The 19036-nt window shown below is 73.5% G+C and carries 18 protein-coding genes and 1 pseudogene; 11 read left to right on the forward strand and 8 right to left on the reverse strand.

Annotation, left to right across the window (positions count from 1 at the left end):
- From groEL to VFJ21_10870, 6 genes are all read left to right on the forward strand, one after another.
- Window positions 1-1020 (forward strand): chaperonin GroEL (gene groEL, locus VFJ21_10845; protein HET7407617.1); only part of this gene is annotated, 1020 nt, incomplete at its 5' end.
- A gap of 161 nt (window positions 1021-1181) precedes the next feature.
- Window positions 1182-2093 carry a CAP domain-containing protein gene (locus VFJ21_10850; protein HET7407618.1) on the forward strand — a complete coding sequence of 304 codons (912 nt, stop codon included), beginning with the start codon at window positions 1182-1184 and terminating at the stop codon, window positions 2091-2093.
- 48 nt (window positions 2094-2141) lie between these two features.
- Window positions 2142-3047 carry a hypothetical protein gene (locus VFJ21_10855; GenBank protein HET7407619.1) on the forward strand — a complete coding sequence of 302 codons (906 nt, stop codon included), beginning with the start codon at window positions 2142-2144 and terminating at the stop codon, window positions 3045-3047.
- Between the two features lie 102 nt (window positions 3048-3149).
- On the forward strand, window positions 3150-3749 hold the full coding sequence (locus VFJ21_10860) for a response regulator transcription factor (protein HET7407620.1): 600 nt from the start codon (window positions 3150-3152) through the stop codon (window positions 3747-3749).
- 135 nt (window positions 3750-3884) lie between these two features.
- Window positions 3885-4457, forward strand: a complete 573-nt coding sequence (gene shbA / locus VFJ21_10865; protein ID HET7407621.1) for an RNA polymerase sigma factor ShbA — start codon at window positions 3885-3887, stop codon at window positions 4455-4457.
- Window positions 4454-5365, forward strand: a complete 912-nt coding sequence (locus tag VFJ21_10870; GenBank protein ID HET7407622.1) for a hypothetical protein — start codon at window positions 4454-4456, stop codon at window positions 5363-5365. The genes shbA and VFJ21_10870 overlap by 4 nt, the downstream gene beginning before the upstream one ends.
- 77 nt (window positions 5366-5442) lie before the next feature.
- Here VFJ21_10870 and VFJ21_10875 read toward each other — a convergent pair whose 3' ends face one another.
- Complete coding sequence (locus tag VFJ21_10875; GenBank protein ID HET7407623.1) at window positions 5443-5892, reverse strand: DUF5319 domain-containing protein; 450 nt, start codon at window positions 5890-5892, stop codon at window positions 5443-5445.
- A 166-nt stretch (window positions 5893-6058) separates the two neighbouring features.
- Here VFJ21_10875 and guaB point away from each other — a divergent pair, with 166 nt between their 5' ends.
- Entirely contained in the window at window positions 6059-7567 is a 1509-nt protein-coding gene (gene guaB, locus VFJ21_10880) for an IMP dehydrogenase (protein HET7407624.1), read from the forward strand.
- A 5-nt stretch (window positions 7568-7572) separates the two neighbouring features.
- Window positions 7573-8682 (forward strand): GuaB3 family IMP dehydrogenase-related protein, encoded by a 1110-nt coding sequence (locus VFJ21_10885; protein ID HET7407625.1) that lies wholly within the window; start codon window positions 7573-7575, stop codon window positions 8680-8682.
- Between the two features lie 8 nt (window positions 8683-8690).
- Here the strand turns inward: VFJ21_10885 and VFJ21_10890 are convergent, their stop codons facing one another.
- Entirely contained in the window at window positions 8691-8984 is a 294-nt protein-coding gene (locus VFJ21_10890; protein HET7407626.1) for a chorismate mutase, read from the reverse strand.
- A 211-nt stretch (window positions 8985-9195) separates the two neighbouring features.
- On the opposite strand from VFJ21_10890, the gene guaA reads away from it, so the two are divergent.
- Window positions 9196-10749, forward strand: coding sequence for a glutamine-hydrolyzing GMP synthase (gene guaA, locus VFJ21_10895; protein ID HET7407627.1), 1554 nt, complete (start codon window positions 9196-9198; stop codon window positions 10747-10749).
- Window position 10750: 1 nt separating this feature from the next.
- On the opposite strand, the gene VFJ21_10900 is transcribed toward guaA, so the two are convergent.
- Together VFJ21_10900 and VFJ21_10905 are read right to left on the reverse strand one after the other, a co-directional pair.
- Window positions 10751-11254 carry a flavin reductase family protein gene (locus tag VFJ21_10900; GenBank protein HET7407628.1) on the reverse strand — a complete coding sequence of 168 codons (504 nt, stop codon included), beginning with the start codon at window positions 11252-11254 and terminating at the stop codon, window positions 10751-10753.
- A gap of 8 nt (window positions 11255-11262) precedes the next feature.
- Window positions 11263-11979 (reverse strand): PIG-L deacetylase family protein, encoded by a 717-nt coding sequence (locus VFJ21_10905; GenBank protein HET7407629.1) that lies wholly within the window; start codon window positions 11977-11979, stop codon window positions 11263-11265.
- Between the two features lie 65 nt (window positions 11980-12044).
- Between VFJ21_10905 and pcrA the strand changes: the two genes are divergently transcribed.
- Window positions 12045-14249: a DNA helicase PcrA gene (pcrA, locus tag VFJ21_10910; GenBank protein HET7407630.1), complete on the forward strand. Its 2205-nt coding sequence runs from the start codon at window positions 12045-12047 to the stop codon at window positions 14247-14249.
- 78 nt (window positions 14250-14327) lie between these two features.
- Here pcrA and VFJ21_10915 read toward each other — a convergent pair.
- The 4 genes and pseudogenes from VFJ21_10915 to VFJ21_10930 form a co-directional block, all read right to left on the reverse strand.
- A pseudogene (locus VFJ21_10915) lies at window positions 14328-14978 on the reverse strand (phosphatase PAP2 family protein).
- 143 nt (window positions 14979-15121) lie between these two features.
- Window positions 15122-15886, reverse strand: a complete 765-nt coding sequence (locus tag VFJ21_10920; GenBank protein HET7407631.1) for a M23 family metallopeptidase — start codon at window positions 15884-15886, stop codon at window positions 15122-15124.
- A 161-nt stretch (window positions 15887-16047) separates the two neighbouring features.
- Window positions 16048-16992 (reverse strand): alpha/beta fold hydrolase, encoded by a 945-nt coding sequence (locus VFJ21_10925; protein ID HET7407632.1) that lies wholly within the window; start codon window positions 16990-16992, stop codon window positions 16048-16050.
- Between the two features lie 162 nt (window positions 16993-17154).
- On the reverse strand, window positions 17155-18573 hold the full coding sequence (locus VFJ21_10930) for a carboxyl transferase domain-containing protein (protein ID HET7407633.1): 1419 nt from the start codon (window positions 18571-18573) through the stop codon (window positions 17155-17157).
- A 38-nt stretch (window positions 18574-18611) separates the two neighbouring features.
- Here VFJ21_10930 and VFJ21_10935 point away from each other — a divergent pair, with 38 nt between their 5' ends.
- Window positions 18612-19031, forward strand: coding sequence for a cobalamin B12-binding domain-containing protein (locus tag VFJ21_10935; GenBank protein ID HET7407634.1), 420 nt, complete (start codon window positions 18612-18614; stop codon window positions 19029-19031).
- The last annotated feature ends 5 nt before the right edge of the window (window positions 19032-19036 follow it).

Raw genomic sequence — 19036 nt, forward strand, 5'->3', positions numbered from 1 at the left:
ACCGACGCCGAGCGCATGGAGGCCGTCCTCGACGACCCCTACGTGCTCATCCACCAGAACAAGATCTCGAGCATCGCGGAGTTCCTCCCGCTGCTCGAGAAGGTCGTGCAGGGCGGCAAGCCGCTGCTGATCATCGCCGAGGACGTCGAGGGCGAGGCCCTGTCGACGCTCGTCGTCAACAAGATCCGCGGCACGTTCACCGCGGTCGCGGTCAAGGCGCCGGGCTTCGGCGACCGCCGCAAGGCGATGCTGCAGGACATGGCGGTCCTGACCGGCGGTCAGGTCGTCAGCCCCGACGTCGGCCTCAAGCTCGACACCGTCGGCCTCGACGTGCTCGGCCGGGCCCGCCGCGTGACGATCACCAAGGACACCACGACGCTCGTCGACGGCGCCGGTGAGGCGACCGCCATCGAGGACCGGGTGCGCCAGATCCGTCGCGAGATCGAGGAGACCGACTCCGACTGGGATCGCGAGAAGCTCCAGGAGCGGCTCGCCAAGCTCGCCGGCGGCGTCGGCGTGATCCGGGTCGGGGCGGCCACCGAGGTCGAGCTCAAGGAGAGGAAGCACCGGCTCGAGGACGCGATCTCCGCGACTCGCGCGGCGATCGAGGAGGGCATCGTCGCCGGCGGCGGCGCCACGCTGGTCCACGCCACCGCGGCTCTCGAGGGCGACTGCGGCCTGACCGGTGACGAGGCGACCGGGGTGCGGATCGTCCGCCAGGCGCTCGTCGAGCCGCTGCGCTGGATCGCCGAGAACGGCGGGCTCGAGGGCTACGTCGCCGTCGAGCGTGTCCGCGCGCTTCCGGCCGGCCACGGCCTCGACGCGGTGAAGGGCGACTATGTCGACCTCGTCCAGCGAGGCGTCATCGACCCGGTCAAGGTCACCCGCTCCGCGGTGCAGAACGCCGCCTCGATCGCCAGCATGCTGCTGACGACCGAGACGCTGGTCGCTGACAAGCCCGAGGAGGAAGAGGACGACCACGGGCACGGCCACGGGCATGGCCACGGCCACAGCCACTAGCCGTTTCTGACCATCAGTCCCGCGAGGGGCCCGGCGACCGCCGGGCCCCTCGTCCGTTTGCACCCGACCCGTCCAGGCATTCGCCCCCCCGTGCGTAACCCGGACTAGTCCATTCGCGTTAGGGGACCCGTCGAGTCGTCGTACGGACGGGCAGGGAGCGGATGGCGATCAGCAGGCACCGCCCGGTCGCCTTCGCCCTGCTCGTCGTGCTGCTGGGGGCCGGCGCCTTCCTGCTGCCGCGCGCCTCGGCGACGGCCACCCCGCAGCAGTACGCCGCCCGGCTGTTGCAGCTGGTCAACCAGGCCCGCTCGTCCAACGGGCTCGTCGCGGTCACGGCGGCCACCGGCACCAGCGAGGTCGCCGACGGCTGGGCCGCGCAGCTGATGAGCCGCCAGGCGCTGGCGCACAACCCGGACCTGCAGCACGACCTCGAGACGCACGGCTCGCCGGACTGGCAGACCTACGGCGAGGTCGTCGGCCGGGGTCCGGCCGACGACCCGGACGCCCTCTTCAACGGATACATGCAGTCCTCGGAGCACCGCTCGGTGATCCTCGACCCCGCGGTGCGGTTCATCGGCCTCGGCGTTCGCGACGACGCCAGCGGCGCCGCCTGGAACGTGCTCGACTTCGTCGACCGCTACCACGACACGTCGACGACGTCCCCGGCACCAGCAGCGGCGCCGGCCCCGGCGCCCCCGCCGGCCGCTGCCGCACCGCGCGCCGCCGCGCCGGCTGCCGCCCCGGCCGTCAGCGCCCCGGTCGCAGCAGCACCACGGGCCGCCGCGCCCCGAGCCGCGGTAGCCACCGTGGCCCTGACCTCGGCGCACGGTGTGAACCTCGGCGGCTGGCCCACCGCTGTACCCCTCCAGCACCGCAACCGGGCGATCCCCGCCGCGCTGGTCTCCGTCGGGGTCCAGGCGCAGTGGCCGGCAGCGGTCACGGTGCCGTTGCCCGGTCATGGCCGGCCGCCGGCGGCCCCGGTCGTCGTCGCCGCGCTGCTCGTCGGGCTCGCTGCGGTGGGCGTGCTCGCCGCGGCTGTTGGGGGCATCAGCCCGGCGCGTCGCGCGCAGTGACCCGAACGGCTCTGCGGTGCCCGGTCCGCAGCGCCGTAGTCTCCGGGCGTGGCCGGCGATCTCGCGTCCCTCCTTGCCGCTGGTGAGCGCGCGGCGTTCCACGGACCGCCGGCGAGCGCGGTCGACGTGCTTCGGCAGGCCGGCGAGCTCGCCACCGCGCAGGGACGGCCGGCCGAGGCCACGGCGGCAGGCTGGCTGAGCGGGGTGGCCCTGTCTGCCGCCGGCCGCTACGGCAGCGCCCTGCAGGTGCTGGACCCGCTCGTCGCGGCCGGCGACGACGCCGGCGCGAGCGCGGAGGCCCGGCTGTTCGCCGCTCTCTCGGCCGCGACGGCGGCCAGTGTGCACCGTGCGCTCGGGCGGCACGACGACGCGACGGCCTACGACAACCGCGGGCTGGGGCTCGCCGACGCCCGGCCGGAGGCGGTGTTCGACGCGCTGCTGGGCCTGGCCTCCGACGCGGTCGGGCTGGGGCAGGCCGAGGAGGCCGCCTCCCGCCTGTCCGCCGCCGCCGACCTGGTCGGGGACCGCGACGAGTGGTGGCGCCAGCGGGTGCGGCTGGACTGGGTGCGTGCCGAGGTCGCGCTGCTCGATGGCCGGCCCGACGACGCCGTCGAGGCGGCCGGCGACGCGGTCGGTCGGGCCGAGCAGGCGCGGGCGCCCCGACACGTCGCGAAGGGACTCCTCTTCCAGGGCGTCGCACGGCTCGAAGCGGGATCACCAGCCGCGGTCGAGACGTTGCGCCGGGCCGCCACCCTGGCCGAAGGTCTCGGCGCGCTCCCGGTGAGCTGGCCGGCGCGCGCACTGCTCGGCGCGCTGCTCGGCGACGACCCGGAGGCCGCCGCCAGCTTCGCCGCCGCTCGCGAGGCCGTCTCGGCGATCGCCGACGACCTGCGCGAGGACCTGCGCCGGCAGTGGCTCGCGCGGCCGGACGTCGCGGCGCTGGGCAGAACCTGACGTTTGGTCGCGCGGAACAGCAGCCGGCGAACCCTCCAGTTGCGGGGCCGGCCGGCCGATGAGACTGCAGACGGCACGGGGGCGCGGCACTGGGAAGGGGCCATGGCAACGGTCCTCATCTGTGACGACCACGGGCGCGTTCACGGCGGTCTGCACCGGCAGGTTGCCGATCTCCCCGGCGTGGACCGGGTGACGACGGCGGCCACGGTCGACGAGGTGCTCGCCCGCTGGGGCGCCGAACGCCCGGCGCTGGTCCTCATGGACCTCGACCTCCCGGGCCTCGGCGGTCTCGAGACCACCCGGCGACTGGTCGCGGCCTACCCCGAGGCGACCGTCGTGGTGCTCGCCGCCGACGGCGACCGCGAGTCCGTCGCCCAGGCGATCGCCGGCGGGGCCCGCGGCTACCTCGTCAAGAACGCGTCCGCGACCGAGCTCGGCGCCGTCATCGCCGGCGCGCTGGCCGGCATCGCCGACGTCATCCCGGCCCAGGCCACCCCCGCCGACCGTCCGCAGCTCACCGAGCGGGAGCAGCAGGTGCTCGAGGGCATGGCGCAAGGGCGCACCAACGCCGAGATCGGCCGCGAGCTCTACCTGTCCGAGGACACCATCAAGACCCACGCCCGGCGGCTGTTCCGCAAGCTCGACGCCGGTGACCGCGCGCAGGCCGTGGCCCTGGGGTTTCGGCACGGTTTGGTGCGTTGACCGGGGCTTCTGCGTCTACGCTGAAGTCGGCTGGCCACGTACCTTCCGCCCCGGTGGCCGCAGGTGTTACCTGTCGTCGGAGCGGATGAGGGCGTGAGTCACACGTCTGCCGTAACGGATGCGGATCGACGAGCGATGAGGTGGGTGGTGGACGACGACGCGCTGGTCGCCCTCACCGCCGAAGCCGTGCGGGGCGATCGAGCGGCTGCCGGCGCACTGCTCGCCCACTTCCGTCCCGCCGTAGTCCGCTACTGCCGGGCCAGGCTAGGCCGTGTCGCCGGGACCTACGACATGGCCGACGACGTGGCCCAGGAGGTGTGTCTCGCCGTGTACACCGCGCTGCCGCGGTACCGCGACGAAGGCCGCCCCTTCGCGGCCTTCGTCTTCGGCGTGGCCGCGCACAAGATGGCCGACGCGTGGCGTGCCCACGCGCGCATCCCGATCCCGCACCAGGAGATCCCCGACGACGTCGACCCGCAGCCCGGTCCCGAGCAGCTGGCGATCGCCGGCGACCAGGTCCGGCGCGCTCGCGAGCTGTTGGGCCAGCTGCCGCAGCAGTCCCGCGAGGTCGTGCTCATGCGCGTGGTCGCAGGTCTGTCGGCGGAGGAAACCGGTGCGGCGCTCGGCATGAGCCCCGGCGCGGTGCGCGTGACCCAGCACCGCGCGCTGCGCCGGCTTCGCGGCCTGGCCGCGGAGGTCGTCGGATGACCGACCTGCCCGACTGGGACGAGACTGTGAGCGTCGCAGCGATCGCGCTCGACGACATGATGGTCGAGGCTCTGGTGGCCGGCGACCTCGCCGACGACGGCGACCCGGCTCTTACGTTGCTCGCCGCGCTGCGCGCGGACGTGGCCACCGGGCCGGGCAGCGACACGGCTGCGGACGCCGGGCTGACCGTCGTACCCCTGCGGGGTCCGTGGCGGCACCGCGCCCGCCGCTTCTCCCGCGGTGCCGTCGCTGCGAGCGCGGCGGTGATGACCGTGCTGTCTGCGGGCGGGGTGGCCGCCGCGAGTGTCGGCGCGACACCCGGCAGCGTGCTCTACCCGGTGCGCAAGGTGCTCATGGGCCCGGTCGAATCGCCGCTCGACTCGGTCTACCGGCTGCTCAACGGGGCGCGCGACGCACTCGACGACGGCAACCCGGTGGCCGCGCAGTCCAAGGTGACCGCCGCGCGTGACCAGCTGCAGTCGATCGGGGTCGACGCCGCCCAGGCGCGCGCCGATCTGTCGCAGCTCGAGACCGCGGTCGCCGCGGCCCAACCCGCTCCGTCGACCGCCGCGCCGGCCGCCGGTTCGGCGGCGCTGCCCGCCGCGCCTCCCGCCGATGCAGGCACCGGGGACGGGGCGGCCGGGCCGGCTACGGCCCCTGCGCCGACGACGGCGACCACGGTCGACCAGGGCACCCAGGTCGACAGCCAGGCCTCACCGGTGCCGTCGGCGACCACCGGCACCGACCCGAGCGCCAGCCCCTCGCCCTCGCCCTCGGCGACGCCGTCCCCTTCGGCCTCGGCCAGTCCCACCGGTTCGCCGTCACCGGCGCCGACCGGGCAGCAGCAGCCGCGCACCGTGACTTCACCGTCACCCGGCCCGGCGGAGACCCCGGTCGCCGGCGGCTGATCAGCCGCGCCCCGTGGCCGTCGGGTCGTCGCGGTCGGCACGATGCTCAGCCGGCACGATGCTCGGCCGGCGCGTGCTCAGCCCGAGGAACGGCCGCCCTGGGGGCGGTCGGGGCTCGGGTCGACCGGCTCGTCGTCGGCGTCGAGCACCCCGTCGGCGAAGCCGCGGGCGTAGTCCCAGCTGACGTAGTCGGCCGGGTCCGGGCTGAACGCCGGCTCGTGCACGCGGGTCTGCCCGGCGTCGAGCAGGTGGCGCAGGTTGCCCGCCAGCAGGTCCCAGGAGAAGTAGTGCGGCTCGCGGCAGTCGTCGCAGTCGACGACCAGCCCGCGCACGGCCCGAGGCTCGAGCAAGGCGCGGAAGACCTCGAGGTCCTCGAGGTCGGAGAGGATCTCCTCGCGGTCCTCGGGCGTCAGCGGCTCGGGTTCCTCGTCACCGTCGTCGTGGTCGGCGTCCCACTCGGGCTGCCAGTCACGCGCCGGGTCGCTCGGATCGCCCGCGAACGGGTCGAGAGGCGCGTCGTCCTGCATCGATCCACGGTAGCGCCTGACCGCCCGAGCGGAAGGCCTGCGCGCGGGACGGTGACCTGCCCACGTCGTACCGGGGAAGTGCCGGTGCCGGCGACTACGATGGGGCGACAGCGATCCCGGCGGGCCGCGGCGACCCGGCCCGCGGGGCCACGGGCGGGAAGGTGCCATGGACGGCGACGCGTTCAGCGACCGCTTCGACGACAAGCTCAGCCTGCTGGGGCTCACGTTCGACGACGTGCTGCTGCTCCCGGCGGCCTCCGAGGTGCTGCCGAGCGAGGTCGACACCGGCAGCCGGCTGTCCCGCAACGTGACGCTGCGGTTGCCGTTGCTGTCGAGCGCCATGGACACCGTGACCGAGGCGCGCATGGCGATCGCCATGGCTCGCCACGGCGGCGCCGGCGTGCTCCACCGCAACCTGTCCGTCGAGGACCAGGCGGCTCAGGTCGACATCGTCAAGCGCTCCGAGGCCGGCATGGTGACGCACCCCGTGACCTGCGGCCCCGACGACACCCTCGAGACCGCGCTCGCGCTGATGGCGCGCTACCGCATCTCCGGCGTACCCGTCACCGATCCCGACGGGCTGCTGCTCGGCATCGTGACCAACCGTGACATCCGCTTCGAGCGGGACCCTTCGCGACCGGTGCGCGACGTGATGACACCGAGCCCGCTGGTCACCGCGCCGGTCGACGTGTCCCGCGACGACGCTCTTGCCCTGCTGCGCCGCAAGAAGGTCGAGAAGCTGCCGCTGGTCGACGACGCGGGCCGCCTGCGCGGGCTCATCACGGTCAAGGACTTCACCAAGAGCGCGGAGTACCCCGACGCCACCAAGGACCCCGAGGGCCGGCTCGTGGTCGGTGCCGCGGTGGGAGTCGGTGACGACGGCTACAAGCGGGCCCAGGCGGTCATCGAGGCCGGCGCCGACTTCGTCATCGTCGACACCGCACACGGCCACCACCGGGCTGTTGCCGATCTCGTACGCCGGCTCAAGGGGGCCGTCTCCGTCGACGTCATTGCCGGCAACGTGGCCACTCGCGCGGGGGCGCAGGCACTGATCGACGCAGGCGCCGACGCGATCAAGGTCGGCGTAGGCCCGGGCTCCATCTGCACGACCCGCGTGGTGGCGGGGGTCGGCGTGCCGCAGGTGACCGCCATCCACGAGGCCGCCAAGGCCGCCCGGCCGGCCGGCGTCCCGGTGATCGCCGACGGCGGCATGCAGTACTCCGGCGACATCGCCAAGGCGATAGCGGTCGGCGCCGACACGGTCATGCTGGGCAGCCTGCTCGCCGGGGTCGAGGAGAGCCCTGGTGAGCTGCTGTTCATCAACGGCAAGCAGTACAAGTCCTACCGCGGCATGGGCTCCCTCGCCGCGATGGCGAGCCGCGCCGCGGGGGAGCGCTCCTACTCGAAGGACCGCTACTTCCAGCACGACGTGCTCTCCGACGACAAGATCGTCCCCGAGGGCATCGAAGGCCGGGTGCCCTACCGGGGGCCGTTGTCCGCCGTGGCCCACCAGCTCATTGGGGGCCTGCGCGCCGCGATGGGCTACTGCGGCGCGGCGACGATCCGCGGGCTGCAGGACGCTCAGCTGGTGCGCATCACGGCCGCCGGGCTCAAGGAGAGCCACCCGCACGACGTGCAGATGACCGTCGAGGCCCCCAACTACTTCGAGCGCTGAGGCTCATGACTGACGTGGAGATCGGGGCCGGCAAGACCGGCCGGCTGGGTTACGGCTTCGACGACGTGGCGATCGTGCCGTCGCGCCGCACTCGCGATCCCGAGGACGTGTCGATCGCCTGGCAGGTCGACGCCTACCGGTTCGAGCTGCCGTTCCTCGCGGCGCCCATGGACAGTGTCGTCTCGCCGGCCACCGCGATCGCGATCGCCCGGCACGGCGGGCTCGGCGTGCTCGACCTCGAGGGGTTGTGGACGCGCTACGACGACCCGGAGCCGCTCCTCGCCGAGCTGGCGGCTCTGGACGGCGTCGAGGGTGAGCGGCGGCTGCGCGAGCTCTACGCCGAGCCGGTCAAGGAGGACCTGATCGGCGCCCGCATCAAGGAGGTTCGTGACGCGGGCGTCATCGCGGCCGGCGCACTGTCGCCGCAGCGCACCGCGCGGCTGCACAAGGCCGTGCTCGACGCGGGCGTCGACCTGTTCGTCATCCGGGGCACCACCGTCTCGGCGGAGCACGTCTCGACGCAGGAGGAGCCGCTCAACCTCAAGCAGTTCATCTACGAGCTCGACGTGCCGGTCATCGTCGGCGGCTGTGCGACCTACCAGGCGGCGTTGCACCTCATGCGCACCGGCGCGGCCGGCGTGCTCGTCGGATTCGGAGGAGGCTCGGGCCACACCACGCGCGACGTGCTCGGGGTCGGGGTGCCGATGGCGACCGCGGTGGCCGACGTGGCCGCGGCCCGACGCGACTACCTCGACGAGTCCGGCGGTCGTTACGTGCACGTGGTGGCCGACGGCGGCGTGGGCCGCTCCGGCGACCTTGCCAAGGCGTTCGCCTGCGGCGCCGACGGCGTGATGATGGGCTCGCCGCTGGCCCGGGCCGCGGAGGCGCCCGGCCGTGGCTGGCACTGGGGGGCGGAGGCCCGGCATCCGCGGCTGCCCCGCGGCCGGCGGGTCCACGTCGGCACGGCCGGTTCTCTCGAGGAGATCCTCGTCGGCCCGTCGGGCGTCGCCGACGGCACCATGAACCTCGCCGGTGCCCTACGCCACGCGATGGCGACCACGGGCTACTCCACGCTCAAGGAGTTCCAGCGCGTCGAGGTCGCTGTTCGTGGTTAGGCCCGACCTCAGCCGAGGCGCTTGCCTCGGCACAGCTCGAGGAGGGTGAGCGCGAGGGCCGAACCCGGCTGCCCCAGCGCCTTCGCGTAGCGGTCGACGATCTGCAGCTCGCGGCCGTGCTCGACCCGGCGGCCCCCGGCGGCGATCCGCGCCTGCTGGATGCCGCGGCTGACGGCGATCCGCTCCTGCACCAGCGCGACGATCTGCGCGTCGAGCTCGTCGATCCGGGTGCGGCCCTGGGCGATCACCTCGTCCGGTGTCTCGGCGTCGGGCGTCACGTCGGAGATCATCTCTGCACTCATGTCTGCTCCATCGGGGCGGGCACCGCACCGGCTCCCGACGCGACGAACGCCCCGGAGGTCGGCCCGGGGCGTCGAGGGTGTCTGGTCAGACGGCCGCGACGGCTACCGGTGGCCGGTAGCCATAGAAAAATCGGGTGGCGGCGGACGTCACGCCGACGAGCATACGCCGCCACCGCCGTACGATGAAGCCTCTTCGGCCAGCGGGGTGGATGTGAGCACCGATTTCGACACCGTCGTCGTCGTCGACTTCGGGGCGCAGTACGCCCAGCTGATCGCCCGCCGGGTCCGCGAGTGCCACGTCTACAGCGAGATCGTGCCGCACACCGCGACGGCCGAGGAGATCCTCGCCCGCGGGCCCAAAGCCGTGATCCTGTCCGGCGGCCCCGCCAGCGTCTACGCCCCCGACGCACCGGCGTACGACGCCGGCATCTTCGCCACCGGCGTGCCGACGTTCGGCATCTGCTATGGCTTCCAGGCGATGGCGCAGGCGCTCGGCGGCGAGGTCGGCCGCACCGGCGCCGCGGAGTACGGCGGCACCGCGCTCACCGTCACCACGCCCGGTCGCCTCTTCGCCGGGCTCCCGGTCGCGCAGGCCGTGTGGATGTCGCACGGCGACGCGGTCACCGCCGCGCCCCCCGGCTTCACCGTCACCGCGACCACGCAGGCCACGCCGGTCGCGGCGTTCGAGGACCCCGCACGCGGCTTCTACGGCGTGCAGTTCCACCCGGAGGTGCTGCACAGCGAGCACGGCATGCAGGTGCTGCGGCGGTTCCTGTACGACGGGGCCGGGTGCCGCCCCACCTGGACGATGGTCAACATCGTCGAGGAGCAGGTGGCCGCGATCCGCCGGCAGGTCGGCGACAAGCGCGTCGTCTGCGGCCTGTCCGGCGGCGTCGACTCCGCGGTCGCGGCGGCTCTCGTCCAGCGGGCCGTGGGTGACCAGCTGACGTGCGTGTTCGTCGACCACGGCCTGCTGCGCCAGGGCGAGGCCGAGCAGGTGGAGCGCGACTTCGTGGCGTCCACCGGCGTGCGCCTGCATGTCGCCGCCGCCCAGCAGCGTTTCCTCACCGCACTCGCCGGCGTCAGCGACCCCGAGGAGAAGCGCAAGATCATCGGCCGGGAGTTCATCCGCGTCTTCGAGCAGGCCGCTCGTGAGGTCGCGGCCGAGGAGCCGGTCGAGTTCCTGGTGCAAGGCACGCTCTACCCCGACGTCGTCGAGTCGGGCGGGGGCGCCGGCGCGAGCAACATCAAGAGTCACCACAACGTGGGCGGACTGCCCGACGACCTGGCGTTCGAGCTCGTCGAGCCGTTGCGGGCGCTGTTCAAGGACGAGGTACGCCGTGTCGGTGAGGAGCTCGGGCTGCCGCCGGAGATCGTGTGGCGCCAGCCGTTCCCGGGCCCGGGTCTCGCCATCCGCATCGTCGGTGAGGTGACCGCCGACCGGCTCGCGACCCTGCGTGCTGCCGACGCCATCGCCCGCGAGGAGATGTCGCGCGCCGGCCTCGACCGCGAGATCTGGCAGTGCCCGGTGGTGCTGCTCGCCGACGTGCGCTCGGTCGGCGTGCAGGGCGACGGGCGCACCTACGGCCATCCCGTGGTGCTGCGCCCCGTCACCAGCGAGGACGCGATGACGGCGGACTGGGCGCGGATCCCCTACGACGTGCTGCAGCGGGTCTCCACCCGCATCACCAACGAGGTGCGAGCGGTCAACCGGGTGGTGCTCGACGTCACGAGCAAACCCCCGGGCACGATCGAGTGGGAGTAGCTCAGATGTCGCTGCCGCTCGGAGTGGGTGACGGCGGCAGCTGCCAGAACTCGCGGCGGTAGTGCAGCAGGGGTTCGCCCTGCCCCAGCCGCACCCGCTCGACGATCCCGGTGACGATGGTGTGGTCGCCGCCCGGCAACACGTCGGCGGCGCGGCACTCGACGACGGCCAGCGCATCGGCCACCACGGGCCAGCCCATGGCGCCGTCGTCCAGCGGGTCGCCGGCGAACTTGTCGTCGCCCTTCGCGGCGAACCGCAGCGCCAGGTCGCGGTGGTCCGGCCGCAGGATGCTCACCGCGAAACCGTCGGCCGCGACGAACGCGGGGTGGGAGTCGGCCTCCTTGCCGACGCACAGCAGGACCATCGGCGGGTCGACCGACAGCGAGCAGAACGCGCTGGCGGTGAAGCCGCGTGGCTCGCCGCCGGCGTCACGCGTCGTCACGATCGTGACGCCACTCGCGAAGCGCGACATGGCGTCACGGAAGTCCTGCGACAGGTCGGCCACCGGCGCGCTCAGGCCGTGTCCACGACGAAGTACGCCTCGGCCAGCCGGCCGGCGGGCCAGCCGGCCTGCTGGGCGTTGCCGCCGAGCCATCGGTGCAGCAGCCCGTCGAGGTCGGCGACGCCCTCCATCTGCGACGCGTGCGCGCGCAGCGCCGCGACCTTGCGGTCGTAGACGTCGGTGACGTCGACGTAGTGGTTGACCTCCGCGTTCGACATCACCCAGGTCTCGGCGACCGACCACTCCTCGAGCCCCTCCTCCATCAGCTCCGGGAAGGCGAAGGGGTTGCGCGCGTCGGGGTAGACGGCGCACAGCGTCGCCTCGCCGGCGGCCAGGTGGTCGGGGTGGCTTGCCGGCATCCGCACCAGGTTGCGGTGCGGGCTCTGGCACAGCAGCCGCTGCGGTCGAACCTGGCGGATCACCCGTGCGATGTCGCGCCGCAGCGGGAAGCTCACCGCGAGGCGGCCGTCGGGGTAGCCGAGGAACACCACGTCGTGTACGCCGACCTCGGCGGCGGCGGCCCGCTGCTCGGCCTGGCGGATCGGGCCGATCCGGTCGCGCGGCACGCTCGGGTCGAAGCCGCCCGCGTCGCCGTCGGTGATCACGCAGTAGGTCACCTTGATCCCGGCGCCGGTCCAGGTCGCGATCGTCCCTGCCGCGCTGAAGTCGACGTCGTCCGGGTGGGCGGTCACGACCAGGGCGCGCTCGACCTCGTCATCGCTCAGCACGCGGGCCAGGCTACCGACGCGCACGCCCTTTCCTGTCAGGGCGGCCACGTACGCTCGGCGTACTCATGGAAATCGACGCCGCCGCCCTCCTCGAGGGGCTCAACCCGCAGCAGCGGGTCGCGGTCACGCACGCGGGCGGCCCGCTGCTCGTGATCGCCGGAGCAGGATCCGGCAAGACGCGGGTGCTGACCCACCGGATCGCGTGGCTCATCGGCGAGCGCGGCGCGCATCCCGGGTCGGTGCTCGCGATCACGTTCACCAACAAGGCCGCCGCGGAGATGAAGGACCGCGTCGCCGCGCTGGTGGGCAACCGGGCGCGGATGATGTGGGTGTCGACGTTCCACTCCGCGTGCGTTCGGATCGTCCGCGCGGAGGGCAAGCGGCTCGGTTTCACCAGCAGCTTCTCGATCTACGACGCCGACGACTCGCGCCGGCTCATGACCAGCGTCGCGCGCGACCTCGACCTCGACCCGAAGCGCTTCCCGGCCCGGTCGCTCGCCGCCCAGGTCAGCAACCTGAAGAACGAGCTGGTCGACTGGGAGAGCGCCCGCGACCGCGCGCAGGGCCCCATGGACAAGACCGTGGCCGAGGCCTACGCGCTCTACCAGCGGCGGCTGCAGGAGGGCAACGCGCTCGACTTCGACGACCTGATCATGACGACGGTCAACCTGCTGCAGGCGTTTCCCGACGTCGCGGAGCACTACCGGCGGCGGTTCCGGCACGTGCTCGTCGACGAGTACCAAGACACCAACCACGCGCAGTACGTCCTCGTGCGCGAGCTGGTCGGTGCGGGACCCGACCGCGCCGAGCTGTCGGTCGTCGGCGACGCCGACCAGTCGATCTACGCGTTCCGCGGCGCGACGATCCGCAACATCCTCGACTTCGAGGACGACTACCCCGACACCACCGTCGTGCTGCTCGAGCAGAACTACCGGTCGACCCAGACGATCCTGTCCGCGGCCAACGCCGTCATCGCCCGCAACCCCAACCGCAAGCCCAAGAACCTCTGGTCCGCCGAGGGGGGTGGCGAGAAGATCGTCGGCTACGTCGGCGACAACGAGCACGACGAGGCGGCGTTCGTGGCGACCGAGGTCGATCGCCTCACCGACGACGAGGGCCACGCGCCCGGCGACGTCGCGGTCTTCTACCGCACCAACGCGCAGTCGCGGGTCTTCGAGGAGGTCTTCGTCCGGGTCGGCCTGCCCTACAAGGTCGTCGGGGGCGTGCGCTTCTACGAACGCCGCGAGGTGCGCGACGCCCTGGCCTACCTGCGCGTGCTGGCCAACCCGCTCGACACGGTGTCGCTGCGCCGCATCCTCAACGTGCCGCGCCGCGGCATCGGGGACCGCGCCGAGGCTTGTGTCGCCGCGCTGGCCGAACGCGAGCGGATGCCCTTCGCCGAGGCGCTGCGCCGCGCCGACGAGGCGCCCGGCATCGCGACCCGGTCCCTCAACGCGGTCAACGACTTCGTGGCGTTGCTCGACGACCTGCGCGGCCTGGCCACCGACGACACCCCGCCGGCCGACATCCTCGAGGCGGTGCTCGACCGCAGCGGCTACCTTGCCGAGCTGGCGGCGAGCACCGACCCGCAGGACGAGGGCCGCGTCGACAACCTGCAGGAGTTGGTGTCGGTCGCCCGGGAGTACGACGAGCGCGTGCAGGGCGGCACGCTGACCGAGTTCCTCGAGCAGGTCTCCCTGGTCGCGGACGCCGACGAGGTGCCCGACGCCGACGGCGGCGTCGTGACGTTGATGACCCTGCACACGGCCAAGGGGCTGGAGTTCCCGGTCGTGTTCCTCACCGGCATGGAGGACGGCGTCTTCCCGCACCTGCGCTCGCTCGGCGACCCGGCCGAGCTGGAGGAGGAGCGCCGGCTGGCCTACGTCGGCATCACCCGTGCTCGCCAGCGGCTCTACCTGAGCCGCTCCGTGGTGCGCTCGGCCTGGGGCGCACCGACCTACAACCCGCCGTCGCGTTTCCTCGACGAGATCCCGGCCGAGCTGGTCGAGTGGCAGGGGCGCACCGAGCCGGCGGCCACGACCGTGGCCCGCTCCCTGGAGGGTGGCTCAGGACGTCGCGGTGCCGGTCCCGGTCTGCGAACTGTGCTCACGTTGAGCCCGGGGGACCGGGTGACGCACGATGCGTTCGGCCTGGGCACCGTGGTGTCGACGAACGGTGTCGCCGAACGCGCCGAGGCCAGCATCGACTTCGGCGGCGATGTCGGCGTGAAGCGGCTGCTGCTGCGCTATGCCCCCGTGCAGAAGCTCTGACGGGCGCACCCGGCGCCCGAGCGCGCCACCCAAGGCCGGCAGGCGCAGCGGCCTCGGCAGCAGCAGGAGCAGGTAGCTCGCGCCGATCAACGCCGCACCGGCCACCGCGTCGGCGAGGAAGTGGTTGGCCGTCGCGAGCACTACGAACACGGTCACCAGCGGATGCAGCGCGACCAGCGCCCGCTGCCACCAGCGGCGCAGCATGGCGCCCACCGCGACCGCCGCCCAGACCGCCCACGCGACGTGCAGCGACGGCATCGCGGCGTAGATGTTGGCACTGGTCACCTCGACCGACCCGACGTGGAACGGGTTGAGCACCGCGACCGAGTCGACGTAACCGGGCAGCAGCCGGGGCGGGGCCACCGGGTAGAGCCAGTAGACGACGAACGCGATGCCGCTCGCGACGAACAGCGCGTTGCGATGCCGCAGGTAGATGTCGGGCCGCCAGGCGAACAGCGCCGCCAGCACCAGCCCGGTCACCAGGACGTGCGCGACGACGTAGTAGTAGGCCGCGAAGCCCTCGATCCACCCGATGCCCGCCACCCAGTGGTTGAGCGTCGAGGTGGCGTGGCCGGCGGCGTCGATCCACCACTGCCGCACGGTGTGACCGTGCTGGAGGGCGATCGTGCGGGTGTCGGGCCGGAGGTTCCGGGTGGCGTCGTACAGGTGGTAGAACGCGGCAACCAAGATGAGCTGCGCCCACCAGCGCGGCCGACCCCGGCGTCGCATCAGCAGGTGGGCCAGCCACCCGCCCCGCGACGCCTGTGGTCGATCCACCCGTCACATCCCGTCGTTCGCTACCGCCGAAGCAAGATCTTGCCTCACCGTAGGCCTCTCGCGCAGCAACAGGGCCGAGACGGCGAAGCTCGGCCTCAGATCCGTACGCCGCGCTGTGCGAGGAACGGAATCGGGTCGACCTTGACGCCGTTGACCCGCACCTCGAAGTGCAGGTGGGCGCCGGTCGCGTCACCCGCAGCGCCCACGAGGGCGATGACGTCGCCGGCGTGCACCGGGCCGGAGGTGCGCACGTAGCGCGACATGTGGCCGTAGGCGGTCACGGTCCCGTCGTAGTCGCGGACGAGGATCAGCGTGCCGTAGCCGGCTTCCGGCCCGGCGTACATGATCGTCCCGTCCGTGGCGGCGCGGATCGGCGCACCGTAGGGGGCGGCGAGGTCGATGCCGTCGTGCATGCGGCCCCACCGCATCCCGAACGGCGAGGACAGCGGGCCGTCGGCGGGCAGCACCCAGTGGTGCACGGGCGGTGGTGGCGCGGGGGCCGGCGCCGGCGGCTTCACGACGGTGGCGGCCGGGACGACGGCGGGCCGCAGCGCGGAGCGGCTCGCGGCCCGGTCGGCGTGCCGGACGAGCAGGTGCGGGGTGATGTCCGCCGCGCTCGCGCTGGCGGTCACGGCGGCGGCGGGGCTGTGCGACGCCATCGCGCCGAAGACGGCCATCGCGATGAACGCAGGTGTGACCAGGATCGTGGCCTTGATCTGGCTCGCAGAGGGGCGCAGCCGGCGCAGCGACGCGCGCAGGCCCGAGAGGCCGCGGGTGCGAGACAGGGCGGACAGCGGCGAGGGCACGGTGTCGAGATCCCAGCGGTCGGGGGCGTGGTGAGCAGCCTTCGGCCGCGGCAAACCCAGGGGATCCCCTGCTCAGGGGCCCACGTTGGTGGGCTGGCCGGCGACGGACGCGAACGCAGCCTACGGTCGCGATTCGCGCCCGAGCAAACGAGGTACGCCGGTTTCGTCCGTTTTTCAGCCGAAGGGGCGACCTCGGACCACCGGAATCGGGGAGGTCAGGTGGCCCGTGCGGACGGCCGCGCCCGCTGACCGGCGGGGTGTCGTCCCGTCCGCTCGGCAGGTTCGCTCGAAGCCGTGGCCGTGGCGAGCGGGCGCGGCAGCGTCGTGACGCCGTGCTGCCGGGTGCTGCCGTCGTGCTCGAGGTGAGCCAGGGCGGTGCCGATCGCGTGGACGACGCCGCCGTTGATCGGCAGCGACAGGTGGCCGACGCCGCGGACGAAGATGTTGCTGGCCGACAGGTCGGGATGCTCGATGCGCGCGCTGGTCATCGGTGCCACGCACTGGTCGAGGTCGGTCCAGAACGCGAGGAAGCGGGTGCGGCAGTCGGCCGCGGGCTCGGCCAGCTCGCGCATCAGCCTGCTGCCGGGCAGCAGCTGCCGGCAGATGCGGCGGGGGAACATCCGGGCGACGTGGGTGCCGCCGTGCGGCGAGCCCATCGTGACCAGCGTGTGGACCCGGGCGTCGCCGGCCATCCGCTGCACGTAGTAGCGGGCGATGATGCCGCCGAGCGAGTGGCCGATGATGTGCACCCGCTCGTAGCCCGTCTCCGCGCAGAGCCGCTCGACCTGCAGGGACAGCTGGTGAGCCGCCTCGCGCACGTCGCGCAGGAACGGTGAGTAGTTCATGGTGTGCACGCGGCCGAAGCCCCGGCGGTGCAGCGAGCGGCGCAGCACCGTGAAGATCGACCGGTTGTCGACCATGCCGTGCAGCAGCAGGATCGGCGTGCCCGCGGCCTCGATGTCGTTCTCCAGCAGGCCACGCTGCTGCGGCGGTAGGCCGGTGAGCGTGTAGCGCTCGACCCGGCGGCGGCTGCGCTCGGCGATCACGCCGAAGGGGTAGGTGGCGACGTGGGCGGTGAGCCAGGCGGCTTCGATGGCGGCGCCCCGCAGGCCGGTCGAGGACAGCAGCGTGCGGGCGCCGCGTTGCACCGGATCGGTCACGCCAGTCCTCCCGACCTCTGGGCGCCGGCTCCGTGACGACCGCCACGGCACCGCAACTCCGAATTGCATTCGGCTTGCCCGACGCACGTTAGTGAAAACGTGAGGCCGGTCTCGGCATTTCAGGTTGTGTTCATAAAACTACTCACGGTAACCAGTGGCGGTTTACGCCGTACCGTCGGAATTGCGTGGCAATGTTCCGGGCAACGGGGCCGCCCACCGGGCCCGGCGCGCGGCGAGCCGCGCCCGCTGCGGCGTGTCGCCGAGGTCGCGTAGCCGCGCGGCGACGGTCGCCCTCAGGGTCGCCGGGTTGCCGTCGACCGGCGTCGCGAAGCCCAGCGCGTCGAGGTCCGCCGGCCGCACCCCCATCCGGGCGGCCGCCTCGGCGGTGGGCAGCTTGAGCGCCGAGCCGGCACCCTCGGGGCCCAGGGCGGCGAAGTAGCCCGTGGGGGTGACGAGGACCGTGTCGGTGGTCGCTGCCGCGAGTGCCCCGCCGGACCCGCCTTCGCCGTGTACGACGGCGAGGCTCGCCGAGCGGCAGCGCAGCACCGCGGTGAGCGCCTCGCCGATCGCCGGAGCGAGCCCGCCGGCCTCGCTCGGCGCGGTGGGGTCGGCGCCCGGCGTGTCGACGAACGTCAGGAGATCGGCCCCGAGCCGGTCGGCGGTCCGGGCCGCGCGAGTGAGCAGGCGGAACCCGGCGGGCCCGGGGCGCTCGCCCCGCCCGGCGGCCAGCGCCACCCCGACGGTGGGCCGGTCGGCGGCGCTGCGCCCGACGACCGCGCGCACGGTGGGGTCGCTTCCGCGCAGCTCGACCGGCCCGTCGAGCGCGGCGGACAGGAGGTCGGCACCGCTCGGCCGCTCGGCGCGGGCCGCCGCCACCTGGGCCCAGCCGTCACGGTCCGGGGCCTCGACCTCGGCGGGCGGCTCGACGCGGCCGTTGCCCGGCGGGGCGAGCGCGGACAGCGCGCGGCACAGCCAGCTGCCGACCTGCGGGCCGGGCGCCACCGCGTCGACCAGCCCCGCGGCGTAGGCCCCTTCGGCGGTGTGGCTGCCTGCGGGCAGCGGCTCGCCGGTCATCGCCTCGATGACCCGCGGCCCGCTGAAGCCGACCGTCGCGCCGGCCACGGCGACCCGCAGGTCGGCTTCGCCGCACACCGCGATCCAGATGCCGCCGGTCGTCGGGTGGTCGACGACCGACAGGTGCGGCAGGCCGGCCGCCGCGACTTCCTCGAGGGCCAGCGCGGCGCGGGGGATCCCGACGAGTGCGGCCATCCCCTCCTGCAGCCGGGTGCCGCCGGTGCGGACGAACGTCACGAGCGGCAGGCGCTCCTGGACGGCTTGGGCGCAGCCGGCGGCAAAGGCGTCCGCCTCGCGCTCGCCGAACGTGCCGCCGAAGACCGAGAAGTCCCAGACGGCCGCGACCACGCGGGCCGTTCCGATCCGGCCGGTCCCGCACCGCACGGACTGGCGCGGGTGGTAGCCGGGCCAGCCCAGCGGGTTGCGGCCGCCGGCCTTCGGCGCAGGCAGGTCGAAGCCGGCGAGCACGGCGTCGCGCCAGTCCTCGCCCCTGCCGCCGCCGTTCACAGGCGGCTACTCTGCCATCCGAGTAGAGGGAGGCTGGCATGGCTGCAGGTTCCGGCGCGCCCGTCCGGGTCGTCGTGGCGAAGCCGGGGCTCGACGGGCACGACCGCGGTGCCAAGGTCGTGGCCCGGGCACTGCGCGACGCCGGGGTCGAGGTGATCTACACCGGTCTGCACCAGACGCCCGAGCAGGTCGTCGAGACCGCCATCCAGGAGGACGCCGACGCGATCGGGCTGTCCGTGCTGTCGGGCGCGCACATGACGTTGTTCCAGCGGGTCGTCGAACTGCTCCGCGAGCGCGACGCGGCCGACATCGTCGTCTTCGGCGGCGGCATCATCCCCGACGCCGACATCCCGCAGCTCAAGGCCATCGGTGTCGCGGAGGTGTTCACGCCCGGCACGCCTACGCACAGCATCGTGGAGTGGGTGGCCGCCCACGTCGGCACGCCCAGCGCGGCGTAGCGCCG

This window comes from Mycobacteriales bacterium (assembly GCA_035690485.1).
Taxonomy (GTDB): domain Bacteria; phylum Actinomycetota; class Actinomycetes; order JAFAQI01; family DASSKL01; genus DASSKL01.